The 22010-nt window shown below is 38.4% G+C and carries 22 protein-coding genes; 6 read left to right on the plus strand and 16 right to left on the minus strand.

The window, feature by feature from the left end; genetic code table 11:
- The first annotated feature begins 94 nt into the window (after positions 1 to 94).
- Positions 95 to 1069, plus strand: coding sequence for a stage II sporulation protein M (locus tag COJ96_RS01575; RefSeq protein ID WP_098571252.1), 975 nt, complete (start codon positions 95 to 97; stop codon positions 1067 to 1069).
- Here COJ96_RS01575 and COJ96_RS01580 read toward each other — a convergent pair.
- Genes COJ96_RS01580 through COJ96_RS01600 form a run of 5 tightly spaced genes read right to left on the minus strand, consistent with a single transcriptional unit; the run spans position 1047 to position 5979 of the window.
- On the minus strand, positions 1047 to 2405 hold the full coding sequence (locus tag COJ96_RS01580) for a DUF58 domain-containing protein (protein ID WP_257148372.1): 1359 nt from the start codon (positions 2403 to 2405) through the stop codon (positions 1047 to 1049). The two genes, COJ96_RS01575 and COJ96_RS01580, sit on opposite strands and share 23 nt — an antisense overlap.
- The gene (locus COJ96_RS01585; RefSeq protein ID WP_098571253.1) at positions 2356 to 3285 is read right to left on the minus strand and encodes an AAA family ATPase; all 930 of its coding nucleotides are present in this window, start codon (positions 3283 to 3285) and stop codon (positions 2356 to 2358) included. The genes COJ96_RS01580 and COJ96_RS01585 overlap by 50 nt, the downstream gene beginning before the upstream one ends.
- Positions 3282 to 4403, minus strand: coding sequence for a DUF4350 domain-containing protein (locus COJ96_RS01590; protein WP_257148385.1), 1122 nt, complete (start codon positions 4401 to 4403; stop codon positions 3282 to 3284). Before COJ96_RS01590 ends, COJ96_RS01585 begins: the two co-directional genes overlap by 4 nt.
- Positions 4403 to 5038, minus strand: coding sequence for a DUF4129 domain-containing protein (locus tag COJ96_RS01595; RefSeq protein ID WP_098571255.1), 636 nt, complete (start codon positions 5036 to 5038; stop codon positions 4403 to 4405). The genes COJ96_RS01590 and COJ96_RS01595 overlap by 1 nt, the downstream gene beginning before the upstream one ends.
- Positions 5039 to 5064: 26 nt before the next feature.
- Complete coding sequence (locus COJ96_RS01600; protein WP_098571256.1) at positions 5065 to 5979, minus strand: DUF7847 domain-containing protein; 915 nt, start codon at positions 5977 to 5979, stop codon at positions 5065 to 5067.
- 230 nt (positions 5980 to 6209) lie between these two features.
- Here COJ96_RS01600 and COJ96_RS01605 point away from each other — a divergent pair, with 230 nt between their 5' ends.
- Positions 6210 to 7730: a glycosyltransferase family 2 protein gene (locus COJ96_RS01605; protein ID WP_098571257.1), complete on the plus strand. Its 1521-nt coding sequence runs from the start codon at positions 6210 to 6212 to the stop codon at positions 7728 to 7730.
- Positions 7731 to 7765: 35 nt separating this feature from the next.
- On the opposite strand, the gene COJ96_RS01610 is transcribed toward COJ96_RS01605, so the two are convergent.
- From COJ96_RS01610 to trhO, 3 genes are all read right to left on the minus strand, one after another.
- Entirely contained in the window at positions 7766 to 8968 is a 1203-nt protein-coding gene (locus COJ96_RS01610; protein ID WP_098571258.1) for a CapA family protein, read from the minus strand.
- 132 nt (positions 8969 to 9100) lie between these two features.
- Positions 9101 to 10888: an oligoendopeptidase F gene (pepF, locus tag COJ96_RS01615; RefSeq protein WP_098571259.1), complete on the minus strand. Its 1788-nt coding sequence runs from the start codon at positions 10886 to 10888 to the stop codon at positions 9101 to 9103.
- Positions 10889 to 11025: 137 nt separating this feature from the next.
- The gene (gene trhO, locus COJ96_RS01620; RefSeq protein ID WP_098571260.1) at positions 11026 to 11991 is read right to left on the minus strand and encodes an oxygen-dependent tRNA uridine(34) hydroxylase TrhO; all 966 of its coding nucleotides are present in this window, start codon (positions 11989 to 11991) and stop codon (positions 11026 to 11028) included.
- Between the two features lie 206 nt (positions 11992 to 12197).
- Here trhO and COJ96_RS01625 point away from each other — a divergent pair, with 206 nt between their 5' ends.
- Positions 12198 to 13370, plus strand: a complete 1173-nt coding sequence (locus COJ96_RS01625; protein ID WP_098571261.1) for a glycoside hydrolase family 18 protein — start codon at positions 12198 to 12200, stop codon at positions 13368 to 13370.
- Positions 13371 to 13515: 145 nt separating this feature from the next.
- On the opposite strand, the gene COJ96_RS01630 is transcribed toward COJ96_RS01625, so the two are convergent.
- The gene (locus tag COJ96_RS01630) at positions 13516 to 14517 is read right to left on the minus strand and encodes an LLM class flavin-dependent oxidoreductase (RefSeq protein ID WP_098571262.1); all 1002 of its coding nucleotides are present in this window, start codon (positions 14515 to 14517) and stop codon (positions 13516 to 13518) included.
- A 205-nt stretch (positions 14518 to 14722) separates the two neighbouring features.
- On the opposite strand from COJ96_RS01630, the gene COJ96_RS01635 reads away from it, so the two are divergent.
- Positions 14723 to 15079 (plus strand): hypothetical protein, encoded by a 357-nt coding sequence (locus COJ96_RS01635; protein ID WP_098571263.1) that lies wholly within the window; start codon positions 14723 to 14725, stop codon positions 15077 to 15079.
- Between the two features lie 51 nt (positions 15080 to 15130).
- Here the strand turns inward: COJ96_RS01635 and COJ96_RS01640 are convergent, their stop codons facing one another.
- From COJ96_RS01640 to COJ96_RS01665, 6 genes are all read right to left on the minus strand, one after another.
- Complete coding sequence (locus COJ96_RS01640) at positions 15131 to 15907, minus strand: dioxygenase family protein (RefSeq protein WP_098571264.1); 777 nt, start codon at positions 15905 to 15907, stop codon at positions 15131 to 15133.
- Positions 15908 to 15922: 15 nt separating this feature from the next.
- Positions 15923 to 16363 carry a DoxX family protein gene (locus tag COJ96_RS01645; protein ID WP_098571265.1) on the minus strand — a complete coding sequence of 147 codons (441 nt, stop codon included), beginning with the start codon at positions 16361 to 16363 and terminating at the stop codon, positions 15923 to 15925.
- Positions 16364 to 16389: 26 nt separating this feature from the next.
- Complete coding sequence (locus tag COJ96_RS01650; protein WP_180229943.1) at positions 16390 to 17034, minus strand: alpha/beta hydrolase; 645 nt, start codon at positions 17032 to 17034, stop codon at positions 16390 to 16392.
- A gap of 295 nt (positions 17035 to 17329) precedes the next feature.
- The gene (locus COJ96_RS01655; protein WP_098571267.1) at positions 17330 to 18121 is read right to left on the minus strand and encodes an alpha/beta fold hydrolase; all 792 of its coding nucleotides are present in this window, start codon (positions 18119 to 18121) and stop codon (positions 17330 to 17332) included.
- Between the two features lie 20 nt (positions 18122 to 18141).
- Positions 18142 to 18390 (minus strand): hypothetical protein, encoded by a 249-nt coding sequence (locus COJ96_RS01660; protein WP_098571268.1) that lies wholly within the window; start codon positions 18388 to 18390, stop codon positions 18142 to 18144.
- Positions 18391 to 18509: 119 nt separating this feature from the next.
- Positions 18510 to 18791 carry a DUF1292 domain-containing protein gene (locus COJ96_RS01665; protein ID WP_098571326.1) on the minus strand — a complete coding sequence of 94 codons (282 nt, stop codon included), beginning with the start codon at positions 18789 to 18791 and terminating at the stop codon, positions 18510 to 18512.
- Positions 18792 to 18933: 142 nt separating this feature from the next.
- Here COJ96_RS01665 and COJ96_RS01670 point away from each other — a divergent pair, with 142 nt between their 5' ends.
- Positions 18934 to 19233 carry a hypothetical protein gene (locus COJ96_RS01670; RefSeq protein WP_098571269.1) on the plus strand — a complete coding sequence of 100 codons (300 nt, stop codon included), beginning with the start codon at positions 18934 to 18936 and terminating at the stop codon, positions 19231 to 19233.
- 163 nt (positions 19234 to 19396) lie between these two features.
- Here the strand turns inward: COJ96_RS01670 and COJ96_RS01675 are convergent, their stop codons facing one another.
- Entirely contained in the window at positions 19397 to 20308 is a 912-nt protein-coding gene (locus COJ96_RS01675; protein ID WP_251458903.1) for an LCP family protein, read from the minus strand.
- 190 nt (positions 20309 to 20498) lie between these two features.
- Here COJ96_RS01675 and COJ96_RS01680 point away from each other — a divergent pair, with 190 nt between their 5' ends.
- Positions 20499 to 21998: a spore germination protein gene (locus tag COJ96_RS01680; protein ID WP_098571270.1), complete on the plus strand. Its 1500-nt coding sequence runs from the start codon at positions 20499 to 20501 to the stop codon at positions 21996 to 21998.
- Positions 21999 to 22010 lie beyond the last annotated feature (12 nt).

Consider the following 22010-nt stretch of genomic DNA (forward strand, 5'->3'; position numbering starts at 1 on the left):
CAAGATGATAATTCCTATTTCTATTTTTCTACAATATTACTATAATAAGGAGAATAAAGTCTTATTTTCCCAGCCCCTAAAAGTAGGTGTCAGAATGAATGTTAAACAATTTGTGAAAATGCATCGAGAAGATTGGAAACAGCTAGAACAATTAGTGGCAACCATGAGTAAGCGCAGACCTGCTATTACAGGAGATCATATAACGCAATTCCATCGACTCTATCAAAAAGCAGCCCAGAATCTCTCTTACAGTCAAACCTATTTTCCTCATGATGAAGTCACCAATTATTTGAACGGCCTTGTGGCGAAATCACATAATCTTTTGTACAAAGACCAAGTCTCTAGCTTTAAACAAATTCGTTATTTTTTCAGCCAAAAATTTATTGGTTTATTGCTTGAACAATGGAAGTTTGTCATAGCTGCAATGATCTTATTTCTCATTGGCGGTTTTGGAAGCTTCTTATCCGTTCTGAATGATCCATTGCATATCTATTCGATTCTCCCTGCGGAAATTGCCAAAGGTGTGGACCCGGAACAACTCGGGAAGGGTCATGAAGCGGTAGACTCCTCCCTCATGTCGGCGAGCATCATGACAAATAATATTAAAGTCGCCATCTTTGCTTTTGCGGGGGGCATCACCTTTGGGCTCGTAACGGTTTATTTAATGGTCTACAATGGCATCATTATTGGTGCGCTTGCTGCCCTGTTTTGGCATCACGGAAAATCGTATGATTTTTGGGCATACATCGTTCCCCATGGAATGATCGAACTCACAGCCATTTTTATTGCTGGCGGCGCTGGGCTATTAATGGGCTATAAGCTGTTTGTGCCTGGACAATATTCTCGAAGTTTCCAATTAAAACAGCATGCAAAAAGATCCGTTCAACTATTACTCGGTACAATTCCTTTGTTTATCATAGCGGGTATTATTGAAGGCTTCATTACCCCGGCTGCGATTTCATTAGAAGCAAAGTACATTGTTGCTTTCTTAACCGTGATTGGACTGATCCTTTATGTAGCGATTGGCAAGATCAAACGAAAGAAAGCTATAATAGATTCTGATTCATAATATCAATATATTGAGAAACGGCAGTAATCGCTAATTGCTCCTCACGGGCCTCGATCATAACGAGGCCTTGCTTTTCCCATTTTTTCTTTTCCCTTTTCTTAAACAAAATTTGCTGCTGCGCCATACTTTTTCGCATCACTGCTTGGACCGTACTCGGCTCCTCATTCACTCTTTTTAAAAGTGTCTGATCTTCAATTCCAATCATTAAAAATAAATGCCGCTGCCGAAGTCGTTTTAAAAGGATTAAACTACTTTCCTCGTGAAGGAAGGTCCGTACATCACTAAATAATAACAGCAGACTTCGTTTCTTTTGCACCGTTTCTAAGTACTGCAACACCGCTGCATAATTTGTTTCAGCGGCATCTATGTCTACTGAATAGATTGCTTGGAGAATGGTCTGCAGGTGCGCCATTCCTTTGGCAGGCGGTACAAAGACTTTTATATCCCTTGAAAAGGCAAGGACCGACACATAATCCCCCTTTTGGAGGGCAGCAGCTGTTACCGTCAAGGCGGCTTCTAACACTTTTTCTAATCGATTTCCCTGCGACAATTCTGCCCCCATCATTCTTCCACAATCAATTAAAATGGTAATATATTTTCCATGCTCTGGTTCATACTCATTCGTCATCACTTCTCGGAGTTTAGCGGTTTGTCGCCAGTTGATTTTCCGTGGATCATCTCCCACTACATAACTTCTAATCTTGGAAAAATCACCAACCCCGCTTCGCTGCCTCCGGATCTTTACCCCTTCGTACACCAAATATTTCTGGGCATTTTCTAAATACTGTTTCGTTTCAGTTAAATCTGGAATAACTTTTATTTCATCCCGCAATTCAACATTCACTTGCTTTTCCCACAAACCAAGCAAACTGGAATAGCGAAAATAAATCTTTTTAACTTCGTACATGCCTCTGGTCATCGCATTAGTTTCATAAGAAATGCTCACAATTGCTTCCTTAGGGATCGACCCGGCGATTGGAAATGGCCTTACAAAAGACTGTGGCAAGTCATCCACAAGACGGTATGAGAAATGATAGCTTGAAGCATTCTGAACCTCAATCGTTACCAGATAAGTTTGTCCTCTTTCAAATTCCCCAGAAACGGTCCGTTGAAAGGAAAGTTGTTTTTTAGAAGGTGAAAAAAACAAATCAAACAAACTGGCCATAAATAATATAAGATTGGCGGCAATGACCAGGCTCCATGATATTCCCCAAATAGTACTAATCCCTAATGCAATGGATAGAAAGAGGAAAACCAATACTAATCTTTTAGTCGGTATAACTCCCCTATCTTGGAACAGGAACCGAGCCCACCAGCTCTTCAATAATTTGGTCAACGGTTGCTCCCTCCAATTCTACATGCGGCGATAACTGAATGCGATGTCGTAAGGCTGGTTTGGCGACCATTTTGATATCGTCGGGTGTGACGTAATCCCTGCCTGAAAGGTAGGCCCACGCTTGCGCTGCCTTGCCAATCGAAATTCCAGCTCTCGTACTAGCCCCAAATCGGATGGATTCTGCTTCACGTGTTTTCCTGACAATCTTCATGATGTAATCTAATACATTCTCGCTCACCGTGACTTTTTCAATGTCTCTTCTTATTTGTAAAAACGTGTCCATATCTAAGATCGCTGACACAAACTTTTCGTCAAAGCTGTTTTCAATCATGCGTTTTAGGATATTTTTTTCTTCCTCGAAGCTTGGAAATTCAATTCTAAGCTTGAAGAGGAAACGATCCTGCTGTGCTTCGGGAAGTGGGTAGGTCCCTTCAAATTCAATTGGATTTTGGGTGGCAACCACAAAAAACATCTCGGGTAATGGATATGTTTCACCTTGAATCGTTACCTGTTTTTCTTCCATGGCTTCGAGCAGGGCAGCTTGTGTCTTTGCAGGGGTCCGGTTAATTTCATCCGCTAACAAGATATTGGTAAAAATCGGCCCCTTCAGCGTTTGAAAGGTGCTTTCCTTCATATTGTAAATTGTGCTTCCAGTGATATCACTTGGCAATAAGTCTGGGGTAAACTGGATTCGGTTAAAGGTGCCCCCTAAGAGATTGGCAAGTGTACGCACCATTTGTGTTTTTCCAGTGCCAGGCACCCCTTCTAATAGGACATGGCCACCAGCTAGAATAGCTGATAGCATTAGTTTAAGATTTAGACTTTGTCCCAAAATCCGCTCTTCATATTTATTTAAAAAAGATGTTAATTCTGTCTTCATTCTTCAACCTCTTTCCTTAATTGCTCGAGCCTTTTCGACCATAATAAGTATTCCTGTTTTGTGATTGATTCTTTTTCAAGAATGTGAACCAAACCTGTTAAAAAGGAGTTGATTTCATTAGCAGACATTCGAGTCCACTTTTTCTCCATATAACTCGATAAATCCTGCCATTCTCTATGATACGGAATCTGCCAACGTTCCTGGAGAAGAAGTTTGACATAATCTGATTGGATGATGATCGAGTCATGGTATCGTTTACCTCGGAGGTACCAAGCAGCTAATGCCTTCAATCCTTCATCACTAAAGCGAACCGATTCTTCCCTTAGGACGAAAATAGGTCCAAATCGCTTGCCTTTCAGCCAAAGCCATAACGTCATTAAAAGAATCATCTGGATAACAAGAACCAAAAACCACATCGGGTATACATTCCAAACTGTTGGTGCATTCTCACCGCTATGAATGTATTCATCAAACAGAATGGTGTTTGATTTTCCTTCATTTAATAGATACAGTAGCAAGGGTAAATGATCCCTCTTTATTAGATTTCCATTCGTCATCCACTCTGGGGTAATACTAACAATTAATTGTCCTTTTCCAAAAGATCGTTGAACTGAAATCGGACCGGTCTGGTCAGAAAGCAACACCCGATCTCCTTTTTTCGTCTGCAAACGGATAGTTGAATGAATTTGAGCACGATAGGATGTTTGGTCTTGCGTAAAAACCTTCTGCGACTCACTTGAATTTGTTCCACTCGTTTTAATATCAAACATCCCTTGTGGATTGGTTTGCAACAATAAAATGGTATTGCCGGCTTTCATATAATTAATGTAAGCCTTCATCTCTTCCGTTTCAAAGCTAATAGCTGGCTCGACCATAATTAGCAATTGGTGGTCTGGTTTGGTAGACAGTAAATCTGGAGAATGTCTCCATTCCTTTCCTTCAATTTCCTTCTTAACATATGTATAAAATGCTTTCACTCCACCAGGAGCAGGTGACTCAGACACGTAATTGGGATAATACTTCGGCTTCGGTGTCGAACTTAAATAACTAAAGAGCAAAAATAAACCAAGCAGGATGACCAAGCCAATCCAGGTACGCATGTTGGAAAGAGATTTCATCAACTATTCTCCTCCCTCAAATCGCCAAGTACCTTCCATACCTTCTGATGAAACTGTATATATTCCGATTTACTCACGGTACGTTCCCCGTAGGTCACACCTTCAAAAAGTTGTGCAAATTGAAAGAATTGTTCTGCCATCGACTGATCTACTTTCCTTAGTTCATCATAATAGTCCCAATTTGTTTTCCAAATTCTAGCCTCAAGCAATCCTTTTTCATGAAAAGAAAGAAGCAATGCTAAAAATAAATGGCGCGTGGAAAGTGTATATTCTTCCAAACTCTCATTCATATCTGCTTCAGCAAGATGTCTTTGCGAGGTCCAATTCAATTCTTTCCTCGATTGAAGCGGTTTTTGAATGCGGAGGATTCGATTGCGTCGCATATTCCGAATCACAAAAAAAGCAGCAAAAACAAGTAAGAAAACAATTAGTACTATGATCGCAATAAGAATGGTGCCTGACACCCTGCTCGCGGAATCGATGGCTGGAAATAATTTTTCCAGTTGGGTGGCTATCCATTCTTTTGCTTTATCCCACCATGTGGCAATTAATCCTTTTGATTCGTAATAAACTTGATATTCTTTTCCTTTTAATATTTCTTCAAGGTCACCACGTGCCTTGTCTGCATTGAACATTTTCATCACCTAACATAATAGGTTTTTTAAACCGTTTTGAATTCTTCTAGCATCTCTTTTAAATCGTCTGCATCATGTCGAGTTTTGGCATCCAGATACATAACCCCATAGCCTACAGAGAAAATCATTGTCGTGACTAAGGTAATGAGGTTTGTAATCAGTGTTAGCAACACACTGTTCCCTAAAACCATGCCAAAAGTCATTTGAACACCAAAAGAAATACACGATATAATTAAATAAAAGACGATATAAAGTCCCAGCAATACCCATGTACGCTTTCTTGTTAATCTCCAACTTCTTCCTAATCCGGGTGAAACTTTATCAAGGACAACAGAGCCAAAATAAAAGCTCCAGCGAGTTAATAAAAGTCCTACAAGAATAGCAAAGACAAGAAACAGGACGATTCCAAGAAGAATTCCTCCGACCGGATGAACAGCGGCCGCAACAACCACACCTGTGAATGCGATAATTACGATTGGAACAATGATAATCCCCAAACTAATCAAACCGAATAAAATACTGCTTCCGATGATTGGCCAAAATCGGGAAAAGGCCTCTTTAATGACCGAACCCACCGAATAATCTTCATTTCGACGGACATGATTGATAGTGAAGAGAATGGCCGCCTCAGCAACAGGTGCCAAAATAGCACTAAGTATACCGATAATAATCAAACCAATGTCAGCACCCAAACTGCTGGAATCGAATGTGCCTGATTCTTCAAAACTCGTAAGAATTTGGTCAAACCATTCCCCATCACTGCCAACCTCTCTAAAAAAGCTAGTTCCAGAACTTAGTTGCAAGATCGCTTGGACCAGGTAAACAGGACCCATAAAAATCAGTAAAATTATGAAAAAGTCCTTAAAGCGATTTTTAGTTAGTTGAAAGGTGTGGTCGAGTATTTCGCCAAATCCTTTTGGGGTAGAAAACTTATTTTCCAACGTTTAAATCCTCCTAGATAAAATTATGAATATGACCTATTTTATCATTATTCAGATATATGTAGTGTAAAAAGTTGTCAATGTACGCAAAATCTGGATAACTAAGATGTAACGTTAATTATTTTCGAATAAGATTCGATATTTTGTCCAAAAATAAATAATGGTTTGGAGTTTTTTACATAAATATGAATTCAAACACTAGAATTGGTCGAAAGATGAGGTGAAAAAACATGGGTTGGATTTGGAATAAAAACGCAAAAGATTACTATATTGTTGATCAAAAATTACCCACTGAACAGGATCCTACATTGGTCACTGTCGTTACCCCCGTTTATAACGCGGAAAAATCACTCAGAAAAACCATCGATTCTGTGATTAATCAATCACTCGGCGTGGATCAAATCGAATATATATTAATCGATGATTGTTCCACGGACTCCTCAAGAGAAATCCTCTTAGAATACTCCGCGAAATACGCGAACATCATTGTTGTTTTCCTGAAAAAAAATTCGGGCACACCTGGCCACCCCCGAAATATCGGAATCCAATTGGCTCGGTCTAATTATATTACGTTCCTAGATGCCGATGATTGGCTTGACCCTAAAGGCTTAGAAGTATTATCGTCCATTCTATTAGAAACTGGCGATGATTATGCAGTCGGAAAAACTATACAGGTCACATCTAAAGGGATGTCTATAGTTGGTGAACATGAATCTTGTAAAGAAAGACGAAGGGAATCCCCCTTTTCAATACCGCATATTTTCCATCATTTAGGACCACGAGCACGAATGATTAAAACGAGTGTCATAAAAGACAATCAAATTTTATTTCCTGAAATGAAATTTGCGGAAGACAAGCAATTTTTTATTGATGTGTTAACCCACTGCCGGACAATTTCGACGACAGCACAACCTATTTACTATTTAAATCGGATGGATAACCAGGATTCGCGTTTAACCAATCAAACGAATATTATCCAAAAAACAAATTGTAATCTCAAAGTGATTAATCATATTATAAAGAAAGATTTAGATATTGAAAAACAGAAAATGGTCTTAAACCGTCTCTATGAATTTGATTCGATTTCGAGATTCTTCCATACACCACATTTTCAAAAAACGAGGCTGAAACGCGTTTATTACTATAAGTTCAACCAAGTGTTAAAAACAACAAAGAAATTAAATTATGAGTTTTCTGAGGAATTTTTCCAACCGATGAATAAGGTGGTTTATCACTTGTTTCGCGATAGGAAATATAAGGACCTTGAGAATCTTTTTGCCTGGGAAAAGAAGGAGAAAATTAAAGAGGTCATTATCAAAGACAATCTTCCCTATGCGGTTGTACCGTTTTTAGAGGACAAATATAAATATATCCGCGTACCCATGCATTCCATACTAAATGAGGAATATATCGATAAGTATAAATATACGCTAAAATTTAAGGTGTTTGGTGATCACATTGATACACTCTCACATGGACTGGTTCGGAATTCAAATAACGCATTGCTTGAATCAATTCTTCCGGTATACATAGATACTAACGGAAATGGGACATTAGAACTCGACTTAGAGGCATTAGGCCAACTTCCAGCTGCGAACTACTCCATTTTTTTACGCTTTAATGATTATTTGAAAATTAACATCCGCAAACCAACACCAGGCAAAAACAACTATCACTATAAAAACCGTCAGTTTACTTTTTACGATACCATCTACTCAAACATCGGTTTAAAAATTTCATCTATAAAATAAAGGGACAGTGAGGACTGTCCCTTTTTAGTGAACATTCAGTTTTTAGATTTCACGACATGGTCGTTGTTTTCATAAACTAGCCAATCAGAGCCTTTGATTTTGTTAGAACCGTCAATGATTTTTTGCTTGACCCTTTTCTTTTCTGAGCCAGTTAATAGTGTAGGCTGATAATCATTCTTTGAAGAAACCGAGGAAATTGAAAATGGAACGATATTGATCTCTTTCGTATCGGATAGAACCCCATTTTTCAAATGAAAGGTTTGCTGAAAAACAAACGTATCCTTATCACTTGGATTTCGATTTCCGCCAAACATAAAGTTACCGAGGCTATATACAATGAATTTTCCTTTATATTCTTCAATTCCTTGAACCACATGTGGATGGTGACCGAGAATAAGGTCAGCACCACTGTCGATGGTAAATCGGGCCAACGACTGCTGAGAATGATCAGGGACATAATGGCGTTCATTGCCCCAATGATAATGAACGAGAATGATCTGCGCTCCTTGCGCTCGCAGCTCTTTAATATCATTCTCCACTTGATTGCGTATTTCTTGGGTATCCGACCACCCCTCATATCCTAGAGCACCGATTTTTGTTTCTTTTACCGTTGTAATATATTTATGATCATACCCAAAGTAACCAATGTTCTGTTTTTCTAGAGAAGTCAATGTATCCTGATAGCCTTGATCGAGGTAATCATGGATATGATTATTGGCTAAATTAACAGCCTCAATCCCACCCAATTCAAGGATTTTCGCATAGGATGGATCTCCTTTAAAACGAAATGTCTTCACTGCTTTTTGGGTTGCATTTGTAAGTGTGGTTTCTAAGTTGACCGTTGTAAAATCATCATTGATAAAAATATTATCCAAGCCTTTGACGAAATACGGCAACCCATTGTCATCAGCAGCTTTGATAAAAGAACTACTATAGTTAAACGATTCGTCTGAACCAAGTGTAAAATCCCCAGCTGCACTAATTTTAATCGTTGTTTCTTTCACAGGTTCAGGTTTTGTTTCTGGGACAACTTCTTGTTTAGTCTCTTGCGTTTGCTCCTCTTTTTTTATCTTCTCATCCGCTTTTTCCTTTAGATTGGAGATTTGCGAATCAGCATTCTCTTCCGTTTTACTGCTGTTCAAATAATAACCACCCGCAATCAGTAACACGACAACAAGAATAAGGAATGGGAGAAACGATTTCTTCCTTCCTCGGTATTTATCTCTTCTACTATTCATAATCCAAATGACCCCTTTAATTTACTTAACTTTCCTTATATTACAATAAGTTCAACTATTACACTATAAAAAAATATACCCATGGCTTTCTTCAGAGGGAGAAAGTCATGGGTATTAAAGGGTGGATTAATATTAAATCTGTGAGAATTCCTCTACTAGTTCACCAAATCGTTTTAAAGAGTTTTCAATTGGGGAGGATGTCGTAAGATCAACGCCGGTCTTCTTTAACAATTCAAGCGGATAGTCTGAACTGCCGCTCTTTAAGAATTCTAAATAAGAAGTTAATGTTTTTTGGTCCCCTTCAAGAATCTTGGTCGCCAAATGAATCGCTGAAGCAAATCCAGTAGCGTACTTATAAACATAGAACGGGCGGTAAAAATGCGGGATTCTTGACCAGCCAAATTTAACTTCCTCATCGAAGACTACCTCATCACCATTATATTCGCGGAATAATTTCTCATAGGTTTGGTTAAATACTTCGACAGTAAGCGGCATACCTTTTTCAGCCATCTCATGGGTCTTCATCTCAAACTCGGCAAACATCACTTGTGTGAAAAACGTTCCCTTAAATTGGTCGATGAAATGGTTCACTAAATGCTTCCGAACATCAGGGTTTTTCTCATTGTTTAATAAGTAGTTAATTAATAATACTTCATTGACCGTGGAGGCCACTTCTGCCACAAAAATACTATACCTGGCAGTGATTTGTGGTTGATGTTGTGAACTTAAACGGCTGTGGACGCCATGTCCGCATTCATGGACCAACGTAAATAAACTATCCAAATCATCTTGATGATTGAGAAGGATATAGGGGTGAACGCCGTACACTCCCAGATTGTAGGCACCTGACCGTTTCCCAGGAGTTTCTCTGACATCTATATACCGTTTTTCTTTAAACTCCTTCAGGATATTGACATAGTCCTCACCCAATGGGGCTAACGCCTTGCACATCGTATCATAAGCTTCCTCATAGGAAATGTCTTGCTTCACGCCACTAACAAGTGGGACACTCATATCATATTGACGTAGTTCATCCAGATTCAATTTCTCCTTGCGTATCCGTGAATATTGATGAAGAGGCTGAATATTTTGCTTCGTTGTTTTGATTAAATTCTCATAGACCTCTTTTGGTACGTTATCCCCAAACAGGGATTTTTCCAACGCGGAAGGGTATTGACGGATTTTAGCCGTAGTCACATTAGTTTTGATGGCAGCTGAAAGTGTAGCAGCAATTGAATTTTTTAATTGCAGGTAAGGCTGATAATATGCCTTATAGGCTTCTCTTCGTTTTTCTCGGTCCGTATCTTCGATTATTTTAGAGTACATTCCCCTCGTTAATTCCACACGTTCCCCGTCTTCACTGGTTACTTCCCCGAATTTAATATCTGCGTTATTCATCATCCCAAAAATGTTCCCTGGAGCCGAGAGGGCTTCCCCTAATTGGGAAAGGACGGCTTCCTGTTCTTTAGATAATACATGTTGTTTATAACGAAACGACTCCCATAAGTCCTCTGCAAAGTAATCCAGCTTCTTTTCAGATTTTATGTATCCTGATAATGTTTCTTCGTCTAGTGTTAATAAATAAGGCATAAAGAAGGAGGTCGACGCACTTACTTTTACACTCAGTTGTTTTGCGCGATCTAAGTTGGACTGAGCCTGGGTATCCCTAGTATTTTGATCCACACTCAACATCGCATAAGCATAAACCTTATTGAATAGGAAAGATAATTCTTCACGTTGATGAAGATATTGATACAATGAGTGCCCATCTTGAATCGTTCCATCATATTGTTTCAGTTTTTTTGCCATTTCTTCTATAGTTAGAAGATCCTCTTCCCATTTACTCTTATCGGAATAGATATCGTCTAAATTCCACTTTTCATGCGTGGGTACATCATTTCTATTAGTATAGGTCACCATTTATATATCCGCTCCCTTTTATGTAATCCGTTTTTATACTCTTATCATAATCAATATATTCCGAAATTCCTATTGGCAAAACCTAAAAGACATAAGAAAAACAGGCCACTGTAATGACCTGTTTCCCTTTAATTAATTTATTTGGTTAGCTCTTTTTCTTTCTCAATGACAGACAATCTTTGCGCTACCTCTTCTTTACTTAGACCGTGCTGTGCTATATAACGGTTGCGTGGATGAACACGACATTCGTGTGAACAGCTTCGTAAGTGCTTATGTTCGTTCTCCTCCGAGCAAAGGATTTTACGATTACATTCTGGGTTGGCACAATTCACATAGCGTTCACATGGCTCGCCACTATAAAAATCCTTCCCAACAACGACATGCTCTTTACGGTTAACAGGAACACTTATGCGCTCATCAAACACATAAAGTTGACCATCCCATAAGTCTCCCTGAACTTCGGGATCTTTACCATAGGTGACAATTCCGCCTTCAAGCTGTGATACATCTTCAAAACCTTCTTGAAGCAGCCAGCCGGAGAATTTTTCACAGCGAATCCCACCAGTACAATAAGTAAGAATCTTCTTGCCTTCAAACTCCTGCTTATTTTCGCGAATCCATTGTGGCAGATCACGGAAGTTAAGAATATCCGGGCGGACAGCTCCACGAAAATGACCTAAATCAAACTCATAATCGTTTCGTGCATCAATAACAACCGTATCTTCATCTTGCATCGCCTCAAAAAATTCCTTAGGCTTCAAATGCTTGCCGGTTTGCACATTCGGATCGACATCATCTTCCAAACGCAATGTAACTAACTCTGGTCTTAACCGAACTTTCATCTTTTTGAAGGCATGCTCAGAAGCTTCATCAATTTTAAAAATAGTACCCGCGAACAACGGATGTTCGTTCATATATTTGATATAGGCGTCAGTTTGTTCAATGGTGCCTGACACCGTACCATTAATTCCTTCAGCAGCAATGATAATTCGGCCTTTAAGGCCAAGTTCATTACAGAATTGCAGATGTTCCTGGGTCACTTCCTCAGGATTCTCTATGTTTACATATTTATAGTACAATAACACTCTAAATTCTTGATTCATGGTTACCACCTTACAAATTTTTATATATATAAAACACTTGGTTTTTAGCATTAACCTTATGATTATAGCAAAAAGAAACATCTCAATTCAAATTTTTTCACTTCCCAATGGCGGCAATTCCTTCATAGGTGGATATTACCAACCTTCTTACATCGCTTTTTCTGTTACAATTTTTTAAGTGAGCAATAATAAGGAGGACATAAACAATGAATAAACGTCGTCTCCTCGTTTGCCTGGTAATTGCGGTTACCTTTATTGGAGGAATATTAACAGGGGTCCTTTTCACCTCTAACCATAAAAAGCAAGAGCGTCCTAGTACGATCATCATAGAAGATGCACCGAAATCAGCGATTATGCCAAATGCAAAAGAGTTTCCAAACTTAAAAAAAGCACCCTCTAAGGTACTCATCGGTTATGTTCAGGATTATCGTGATCCGAACATGGTAGATTATTCGAAATTAACACATGTCATTTTCTCGTTTGTGCATCCGACCAAGGATGGAACAGTTTTATTTAATGGCGACCAAGCTTTAAAAAACCTGCGAATGGTTGTTAAAAAAGCAGATAGTCATAACACCAAAGTAATCCTTGCAATCGGTGGTTGGTACCATATTAAGGGCGGAGAATCCTATAATTATTTTCAACCAGCAATCTCTCATTCTAAATCTAGAACAAAGTTAGTGAAAGAGCTAACTAATCTTGCAGTCCGCGAGAAACTGGATGGAATTGATGTCGACTTTGAACACCCGCGCAATGCAGCGGATGCAAAAAATCTCGCTTCCTTTGCGAAAGAATTAAGTGCCCAGCTTCATCGGAAACAGAAAGAACTGTCTATCGCTGTTCATTCAAAAATTCATGCGGTCACGTTAACCGAAGCTGGCTTTATACAGTATGAACCAACCATGTTCCAATATGTTGACCATGTCAATATTATGGCCTATGATGGTCAATGGGACGACGGGTACAATGCCGCTAATCTATCGCCCTATCCATTTACTGAGAAAATAGTAAACTATTGGACAAATCTCTTTGACACACATAAAATTTCAAAAGAGAAATTAGTCTTGGGTGTCCCTACGTATGCCCAACCAGATGATCCGAAAATTAAACAAGTCTCATTTGCTGCAATTATTAACAAAAATCCAGCGAATGCAGGCAAGGACACCGTCAAAATGAATGGGACAACCTACCATTATAACGGCAGTGCGACGATGAAAAAGAAAACGAGACTCGCACTTAATCACGGTTTTGGCGGGATGATGATGTGGGAAGTAGGTCTAGACGCTCAAGGGTCACATAGTTTGACTGGGACAATTGCTTCCGAACTAAAAGCGTCAAGTAAAGAACCAGTGAAATACTATTCGGCAAAAGGCTATTAGGCGCTAAAAAAATCACCAAACAACGCTCTGAGAACAAATCGTTCTGAGCGTTGTTTTATTATTATAACCTGTTTGGCCAGCTATTTTTGAATATATTGCTATGGAAATCCTCAAAAAACTGAACTAATTCTCAATAGGACGGTTTTTAGCTTGAAAGGTTAGCTGTCTCTGAAATTAGTTGATAGGAGCGAAGCCTATCATCTGGAGAATGTGTAATGGTAACAATCATTATTTCATCCGCGTTATATTTATCCTGAAGGTCCTTCAGTTTATGGTAAACCTTTTGTGGGTTCCCAATAAGCATCTTCTGTTTCATATTTTCTAATGATTCCTTTTCAATGTCTGTTAGTGGATATTGCCTAGCTTCCTCGATGGAAGGGACTCCACCGCCTTCGCCTTTTCTCCTTTGCATTGCCCATACAAGTGTACTTATTGCGACTTCTTCCGCCCGCTCATCCGTATCCGCACAAATAGTGGAAACCGCCACAATTACTTCTGGTTCTTGGGTCTGTTTCCGTGGCTTAAAGGTCTGTAAATATTGTTCAATAATTTCTGTCCCGTCCTTTTCACTCATAAATTGTCCAAAGGCATAGGGAAGGCCATTTTCAGCTGCAAGCAAGGCGCTTTTTTTACTAGTCCCCAATAGCCAAGGAACAGGTGAAAACTCTGGGATTGGCGAAGCCGATACTTTAGCAAACTCATGATCACTTGGAAATTTATTTTCTAAAAAGTAAAGCAGCGTTTCCACTGATGCTGGCATGTTCCATATCTGCTGAAGAAAATTATCTGATAAGGCATTTGTTGCTTCAGCTGAGCCCCCTGGTGCGCGACCTATTCCAAGATCTATTCTTCCTGGAAATAAAGTGGCTAACATATTGTAAACTTCTGCCACTTTATATGGTTTGTAGTGTGGTAATAAGACCGCTCCCGAACCAATCCGAATTTTGCTAGTGTTTGCCCCGATATAAGCTAACATTACTTCTGGCGCAGAACAGGCTAATCCTTCTAAGTCATGGTGTTCAGCAATCCAGTAACGCGTATACCCATATGTTTCTGCCGCTTGGGCTAACTTCATTGATGCATTCAATGCTTCTTGAACAGTTTGATTGGATGAAATTGGGGCTTGATCTAAGATACTTAACCTCATTCCAATCTACCTCCCTTCCTTTTTCTATTTTATATTATTAGAAGCTAATTATGGAAAAATGACAACTACTCGGTGCCTGACACCCATTTTGACACGAAGTTGTAATAAATAAAGCAGTTTGTCGAAGATTTTCCTAAGTTTTTGAAGGAGAATGTCGAAAAACAGAGAATGAAGTTAAGGAGGTTTTATAAAGGAGGAGAAACATTTGAAGAAATTATTAACAATTTTATGTGGAATCATTATTGGATTATCGTTGTTTGTGAGTATTGGGAATACGGCAAAGGCAGCTGAGTGCGGATGCGACGTAACACCTGTTTTAGGAGCTGAAAAGAATAAAATTGTTGCAAATTTATTAAGTAGTCATGAGTTTAAGAATGTAAAACATTTGCTTAAAAGTGAAGGATACAGCTATAGAGGAGCAAAAAACATCGAAGTTCTTATTAATCATTCGCATAAGGATACAGTAATGGTGGGAGTACCTTTTTATAATGAGGATGGTACTATAGAAATGGCAGCATTTTTTAATGGAATTTATATGGGGCTTGGGTCCAATGAAGATTAATTTTATTAAATAACAAAATCCTTTNNAAAGGATTTTGTTATTTAATCTAGTTCACCCAAACTGCCAAACACTATGACTCAAGTTTCCATATCGAAAGCTGCGATGCAGCAACTTCGCTTTTTGACTATCATCAGCAGCTCCCATTGCATAGAAAATTGGGATAAAGTGTTCGTTTCCATAGCGTGGGACGGCATATTCAGCATAAGGAGCAAGGGAATCATATTTAAATAATGAATCTAGGTCCCATTTATTTAAATGGTGAGCCAACCAATCGTCAAACTCAAGTGCCCATTGATCGATTTCGTTATCTGCCCATTTCACTGCTCTGAGGTTATGCACAGTTCCTCCACTTGCAATGATTAATATATCATTTGACCGTAATGAGGCTAAGCTTTTTCCTACTTTATATTGCTCTTCCGGTTTAAGATTCGGATTAACGGACATCGAAATGACAGGGATATCGGCATTCGGATACAACTTTCGAAGCACTACCCATGCCCCATGATCAAGGCCGCGTTTCATTTCGCTTTCAAATGGTACTCCGTTTTTCGCGAACAGGTCTTTAATTTCTTGTGAAACCTGGTGGTCCCCTTTAGCCGGATATTTAATTGTGTATAATTCTGGGTCGAAGCCGCCAAAATCATAAATGGTGTCATATGTGTCGACTTCGCTTACTTTTTGCATCGATGATTCCCAGTGGGCTGAAAACAATATAATTGCTTTCGGCCTTGGCAGTGTTTGTCCGAGCTGGCTTAGAAACTGAGTATACTCATTGTTCTCAATTGCTAATAATGGTGCTCCATGGGCAATAAAAAAAGATGGCATCATATTTACGTCCCCCTTTTAATTATTATAGCTTTTTGAAAAAGATGTAGTTTCTTCCTTCTGACCTTTGAAGATAAGTTGATCTACTGCAAACATTTTACTACCATTTATCGCAATAAAAATAGCCATTGCTAGGAGAGCCAAATCTAATTCATAACCAGCCATTTGTCCGTTTCCTAAAAATCCAACAGCAAGTTTTACTTTAACGATTGCACCAATCATTAGTAACGATAATAGAGCTGAGACAATTTGACTGCCTAAACCTAGAACTAATGCAGCTCCACCAACCATTTCTACAACTGCTACTCCATAGGCTAAGAATCCTGGTAGCCCTATACTTTCAAACCAGCCAACGATATTTTCAATTCCACCCTGAAATTTAACTACCCCATGGACAAAGAACGTAATACCTAACACAACTCTTAAAAGTAATGTACTAACTTCAAATTTTTTTAACATAATATTATTTTCCCCTTTTATTATCATTATTTTTCTACTTTTTCCATTAACCAGTTCATGAAATCCCGATGGTTATCCATTGAAACGGTATGTCCTTCTTGGTAGGTTTTAAAGGTGACATCTGCCCCTAAACCACTAAAATACTCATTATTTGCCAATCCCCAATCAAACGGAAGAACCTGATCCAGCACACCATGGGATATAAATAAGGACAAATTATCAACTGACTGGATTTGGTACTCTTCTTTTACAAAAGCAGGAATGTATCCGCTTAGTGCAATAATGCCCTTTATTCGGCTGCCTAATGTTAATCCAAGCGTCATCGACAAAATTGCTCCCTGACTAAAGCCAAGTAAGAACAATTGGCTCTCATCTAATGGATAATCCTCGCAGGCATAATCAATAAAACTTGTCAGTTTACGGATTCCCTCATCAAACACTTCCCGGTGCGGTTTTCCATATCCTTGAATCGTAAAAAACGCATAGCCTGGAGGTTGTGGAAGATGCCCACGGATACTAAAAATGTAAAAACGGTCTTCTAAGCCGTTTACTAGTGACAGCATATTTTGTTCATTACTGCCAATCCCATGCATTAAAAACAACGCAGGGTAAGTCTTTCCCGGTTCAGTTTGTGCTGGACGACGAAGCTCATAAATCATCGGTGAATTCATCCTATCATCCCTTCTTTTAAACATATATTCCTAATATTTTTAGGATGGCTGATTATATGATTTCTTACACTTTATTCAAATCCAAGGACTTTGAATCGAAATAAACAAAAAAGATTCATATAAAGAAACTAATATACAAAAAAGATATCACATCGAAAGTTTTCTAATGTGAATCTTTGTTGTTTATAGAATAACAAGTAAATCACTATGATGTCAATAATTATTTTCTAATATATAAACTTGTTTTATATTAGAATACAAAAAATAGGAACCAAGTTGGTTCCTATCATCTTCATTATAGAGTCGCTAAAAATGCCTGTATCTCGGATATAAGCTCCATAGGATTTTCAAACATACTCATATGGCCCGAATCTTTAATGATTGATTGCTTGATATTCGCTCTACTAACAGAAAATGTTTTTTCTGCTGGAATGATCTGATCCTGTTCCCCTGCAACTAAAAGAACGGGCAATGTCGAGGATTCCAATACTCGATTCCGGTCTGGCCGGTCCTTCATCGCATGAAGCGCATCAATCGCCCCCTCTGCTGAAGTAGCATAGCCAATTTCCATTGCAGTACCAACAAAATTCTCATCCTGATTTTCCTGTGAAAATAATTTTGGAACCAATCCGTCAATGAGTGAGTAAATTCCCGAGCGGTTTACTTTTTCAATATTGGCGGCTCTGGCTTGTTTCGCCTCTTCTGAATCTGGAAAGGCAGTTGAATGGATAAGTGAATACCCGTTTAATTGACCACCGTATTTTTCTGCAAAAGCCAGGGTGATATACCCGCCTAATGAGTGACCAAACATTGTGACTTCCGGTAAATTTAAGGCATCCAAAAGATGTTTCACTTGATCTGCCATATTTTCAATCGTGCTGGTGCCTTGAAGAGGCTCTGACTGTCCATGTCCAGGAAGGTCTGGTGCAATCACCCTGTAATCTGCTGACAACGTTGGGATAACAAACTCCCAATAGCTAGAACTCCCACAAAAGCCATGCAGGAGCACGATTGGCTTCCCTTCGCCGCTGTCTATGTAGGCGACCGTTGACGTTGAATCTTTTGCTTTGAGTTTCTTCAATTCCATAGGTTCACCTCAGTGTTTGTTCAGCTAATTTGCTCTTCATTATTATCATTACTTAATAATATTCTTTTATTTGGGATTAATGTTAAGTTTGATTTTTTCAATAGATATTCTAGATGATCGATTGGCATAGAACCATGACCTTTACTATCTGCAAGTGTAAATTGAACAGTGACGCCATTATAACTCTTAACGGTAAAAGATTCAGCGGAATTGAAAAAACTTTTAATACCTTGAGATATTTGATATTTAGTACCTTCTTCAATAAACATTACATTACTCCTTTATTGATGTTCTTCATAAGTAGTATGCCTAGAAAGGGTTTATACATACATATTTTTTCCAAATGAAATTTATCTAACAAAAAAGGAGAGATGGTGTCATCTCTCTCTTACTCTTCCATTCCCTCTTCTTCATCCATCATGGCATCAAATGCCTCAGATACCTTGTCAAATTCTTCATCACTTTCGATAGCGGCTAAATCACCTTCATCATCGACTTTCATAAAAAAGATATCAATATCTTCATCAGATTCCTGCCTAATTTCATCCGCAAACCCAACAGCAACATAATCTGTACCCTCTATTGTCATGACCCCAAGCACTTCAACTTCTTGTTCTTCACCATTTTCATCCGTAATCGTAAAAATTTCTTGAACTTCAATTTTACTCATTATACGTTCAACTTCCTTTAAAAGTATTTTCATAAAACAGTATCCCTAAAAAGATGGAGTTTATTCGAAAACATGTATTTCCATTATATATTCGACAAAAATCTTATATAATTAATACATAACGCTTGCTAAGGAGAATCCAATGAATCCAAAACAATTAGAAGAAAAGATAATCGAAAACTTTCGTGGCGAAGAGAAAATGATGATTCTCGTCTTTGCTCAATGGTGTGTGAATCATGACCTTGATCCGGAAGAGTTATATTTAAAAGCCTATCCTAATCAGGGTTCTAATCCTGCTTTAAGAGAGGCCATTGAGTTAACTGTACCTAAAGAAGAAGCTGGAGAAGTCGACGATCAAACCTTGCTTGGTGTGTTAGCACTGTTTGGTAATGATGATCTTGCATTTGTGGTTACCGAAGAAATTAACAAACTGAGGAAATAACGTTTTGTACAATTTATGAAGGGTTTTGTGCAGATTTCGGGTCATTTTGTACGAATCCATGAAGTTAAGTACAAATAACGATCAGTTTTGCACAATTATACATTTTCTTCCAATTCTTCCTAATAAAGCAGACATAGTTCACTAGCTATGTCTGCTTTATTACTTAATACTGATATTCCCTGTTTACCGGCGAAGGCTTCATTAAGAAATCCTTTAACGCCTCTCTATTTTCCTCCAAATTAATCTCCAGAACCGCCCCGGCGTGAGGGTAGGTTTTATTTACATAGCTATTTTGAACCGGAATACGTAAACTGTCGATATTTTTGATTGGATAAAAAACTAATTTTGATAGTACAGCTAAAATCTCTCCTTTATCCATGTCCGACTCGACATGATCTAAACTTTCATCAACAAAATCGGGCAGTGCTGCTAACGACTCTATATGACTAAATTTATTTTTTAACTGCTCCTTTACCTTGACGACGACTTCCTGTTGTCGTTTCACACGGCCAAAGTCACTTTCGTCATCATGCCTAAACCGAACATATTTTAACAACTCTCTTCCCTTCAGCGCATTTTCTCCAGGCTTCACATCCATTTTAAAATCGTCTATCATCTTTTGACTAACATTGACAGTTATACCTTCGGGGGCAATTAGGTCAATAAAGTTAGCAAAGCCATCAAAATCAATCGAAATGGAATGGTCCACTTTTATTCCGAAATTTTGATAAATCGTCTTTTTTAACAATTCATTTCCACCAATAAAATAGGCCATATTGAGCTTGTCGTAGCCTTTTTTATGCCCGGGAATCTTGACATAGCTGTCTCTCATCAGACTAATTAACTTGATATTACCTTCTTTAGGAACATATTGAGCAATAATGATGGCATCTGAAAAGGATTGAGGTTCGCCTCTTGAATCACTTCCAATTAAGAGAAAGTTCATCATTCCTTTTTTATCTTTATGATTGGTACTATCTTCAATTTTGGATGGTGAAGAGGGTTGAACTTGATGTTGCTCACTTAAATTTCCTGCAGAACAGCCTCCTAATAACATAGAAAATAAAATTATCATGAATTTTCTCAAGCTTTTCACCAACTTTCGATAAAATTCAATTAATTACCTAAGGTGTCACCTACTTAATTTCTCTTTTTTTCCCTTGTTTATTCTTCCTTACTATAATCTCTACTTACATTATTCATGGGTAAATTGCATAAAATTTCCCATTCTGCACAAAATGAAAAAAATATTTTGAGGGCTGCCAATGACAACTAAGAATGAACTTCTAGGTGCTGCTGAAGATAGTTCACAAAGTAATATGGATCAAAATTGGATCAACCGTTTATCAAAATCCAATGACTTCTTTCATGAGCAAACCTCCTTAAAAGAGGAAGATCCTTATTGGCTTTCTTACTATCGCACACTAATTTCATCTGATATCCTCCATAAGGATGTTTTGCCCTACTTGCAGGAGCAGTTACCATTAGAAGAATTAAAACGCATCATTCCTGTCGAAGTAATTATTTTTACGAAAGATTCTAAGGAAATCATTCAAAACCTCATGAGGGGATTCCTCGCTCTTCATATGCATGAAGATGATGAACAATGTCTATTAATTAATATTGCTAACAGTAAATTCCGAGATGTTAGCGTATCAATGATGGAATCCTTGGCTGTGGGACCACAAGTGGGTTTTATTGAAGAAATAGACACGAATATTAATCTTATTCGAAAGCGATTACCAGTTCCAGAACTACTTGCCATCGAAATGAAAGTCGGCGAACTTTCCAAAACAAATGTTGCAGTTATCTATATGGATGGGATTGCCGATCCGGAAAATGTGAATACGGTTGTCCAAAGAATAAACGATGTCCAATATGATCATATCCAGGACAGTGCTTATCTCTCTTCAATGATCGAGGACAATACGAATTCTTTATTTCCCCAATCCATATCAACTGAGCGCGTAGATCGGGTAGCTGCAGGTTTAACGGAAGGGAAAATTATCATTGCAGTGGATGGTTCCCCTAATCTAGTCATTGTTCCTATTACTTTATTTGAAGCGTTTATAGCGATGGAAGATTATAGCTACTCCTGGATAATTGGAAATTTTTTTCGTTTATTACGATATGTTGCATTGTACCTTTCGACGATTGTTAGTCCAATGTATGTTGCAATCATGACCTATCATTATGAATTGATTCCTGCCCCATTACTAGAAACTTTAGTGGGTTCAAGAGCATCCGTCCCCTTTCCACCGTTTTTAGAGGCATTTTTTTTAGAAATCATGATTGAAATGGTAAAAGAGGCAGGTATTCGATTACCCTATAAAATCGGACAATCACTTGGCGTAGTGGGTGGTATTGTCATCGGACAGGCCGTGGTTGAAGCGGGGTTAACTAGTAATGTATTGCTTATTTTAGTTGGACTCGGAACCTTAGCATCCTATACGGCGCCGATCTATAAATTTAGTAACACCATACGGTTTATTAAGTTCCCAGTAATTATTCTTGCCCAATGGTTTGGGTTGTTCGGTGTATTTTTGGGACACCAATTTATATACGTTCATTTATTAAGGTTAACGTCTCTCGGACGTCCTTACTTAAGCATGTTTCCAATTCGAACAACATCATTTCAAGATCTTTGGTTCAGACTTCCTTTTTCAAAGCAGCAAGAAATCCCGTCCACCCTTAGACCACAAAAGAAAAGAAAAGCAACCGGGAATCGAGAAAACCCAGAACCAGTGAACGATTTTTATGAATAAATCGTAAAGGGG

The sequence above is a fragment of the Bacillus sp. AFS073361 genome (assembly GCF_002567005.1).
Classification (GTDB): domain Bacteria; phylum Bacillota; class Bacilli; order Bacillales; family Cytobacillaceae; genus Neobacillus.

Excerpts from the sequence above, each read along its gene's own strand:
- COJ96_RS01680 (WP_098571270.1), top strand. The coding sequence starts at position 20,499 with ATGACAACTAAGAATGAACTTCTAGGTGCTGCTGAAGATAGTTCACAA.
- COJ96_RS01640 (WP_098571264.1), bottom strand. The coding sequence starts at position 15,907 with ATGATGCCATCTTTTTTTATTGCCCATGGAGCACCATTATTAGCAATT.
- COJ96_RS01605 (WP_098571257.1), top strand. The coding sequence starts at position 6,210 with ATGGGTTGGATTTGGAATAAAAACGCAAAAGATTACTATATTGTTGAT.
- COJ96_RS01595 (WP_098571255.1), bottom strand. The coding sequence starts at position 5,038 with ATGTTCAATGCAGACAAGGCACGTGGTGACCTTGAAGAAATATTAAAA.
- COJ96_RS01630 (WP_098571262.1), bottom strand. The coding sequence starts at position 14,517 with ATGAGGTTAAGTATCTTAGATCAAGCCCCAATTTCATCCAATCAAACT.
- COJ96_RS01655 (WP_098571267.1), bottom strand. The coding sequence starts at position 18,121 with ATGGAATTGAAGAAACTCAAAGCAAAAGATTCAACGTCAACGGTCGCC.
- COJ96_RS01675 (WP_251458903.1), bottom strand. The coding sequence starts at position 20,308 with ATGATAATTTTATTTTCTATGTTATTAGGAGGCTGTTCTGCAGGAAAT.
- COJ96_RS01590 (WP_257148385.1), bottom strand. The coding sequence starts at position 4,403 with ATGAAATCTCTTTCCAACATGCGTACCTGGATTGGCTTGGTCATCCTG.
- COJ96_RS01585 (WP_098571253.1), bottom strand. The coding sequence starts at position 3,285 with ATGAAGACAGAATTAACATCTTTTTTAAATAAATATGAAGAGCGGATT.
- COJ96_RS01660 (WP_098571268.1), bottom strand. The coding sequence starts at position 18,390 with ATGTTTATTGAAGAAGGTACTAAATATCAAATATCTCAAGGTATTAAA.
- COJ96_RS01645 (WP_098571265.1), bottom strand. The coding sequence starts at position 16,363 with ATGTTAAAAAAATTTGAAGTTAGTACATTACTTTTAAGAGTTGTGTTA.
- trhO (WP_098571260.1), bottom strand. The coding sequence starts at position 11,991 with ATGAATCAAGAATTTAGAGTGTTATTGTACTATAAATATGTAAACATA.
- COJ96_RS01650 (WP_180229943.1), bottom strand. The coding sequence starts at position 17,034 with ATGAATTCACCGATGATTTATGAGCTTCGTCGTCCAGCACAAACTGAA.
- COJ96_RS01670 (WP_098571269.1), top strand. The coding sequence starts at position 18,934 with ATGAATCCAAAACAATTAGAAGAAAAGATAATCGAAAACTTTCGTGGC.
- COJ96_RS01665 (WP_098571326.1), bottom strand. The coding sequence starts at position 18,791 with ATGAGTAAAATTGAAGTTCAAGAAATTTTTACGATTACGGATGAAAAT.
- COJ96_RS01610 (WP_098571258.1), bottom strand. The coding sequence starts at position 8,968 with ATGAATAGTAGAAGAGATAAATACCGAGGAAGGAAGAAATCGTTTCTC.
- COJ96_RS01625 (WP_098571261.1), top strand. The coding sequence starts at position 12,198 with ATGAATAAACGTCGTCTCCTCGTTTGCCTGGTAATTGCGGTTACCTTT.
- COJ96_RS01575 (WP_098571252.1), top strand. The coding sequence starts at position 95 with ATGAATGTTAAACAATTTGTGAAAATGCATCGAGAAGATTGGAAACAG.
- pepF (WP_098571259.1), bottom strand. The coding sequence starts at position 10,888 with ATGGTGACCTATACTAATAGAAATGATGTACCCACGCATGAAAAGTGG.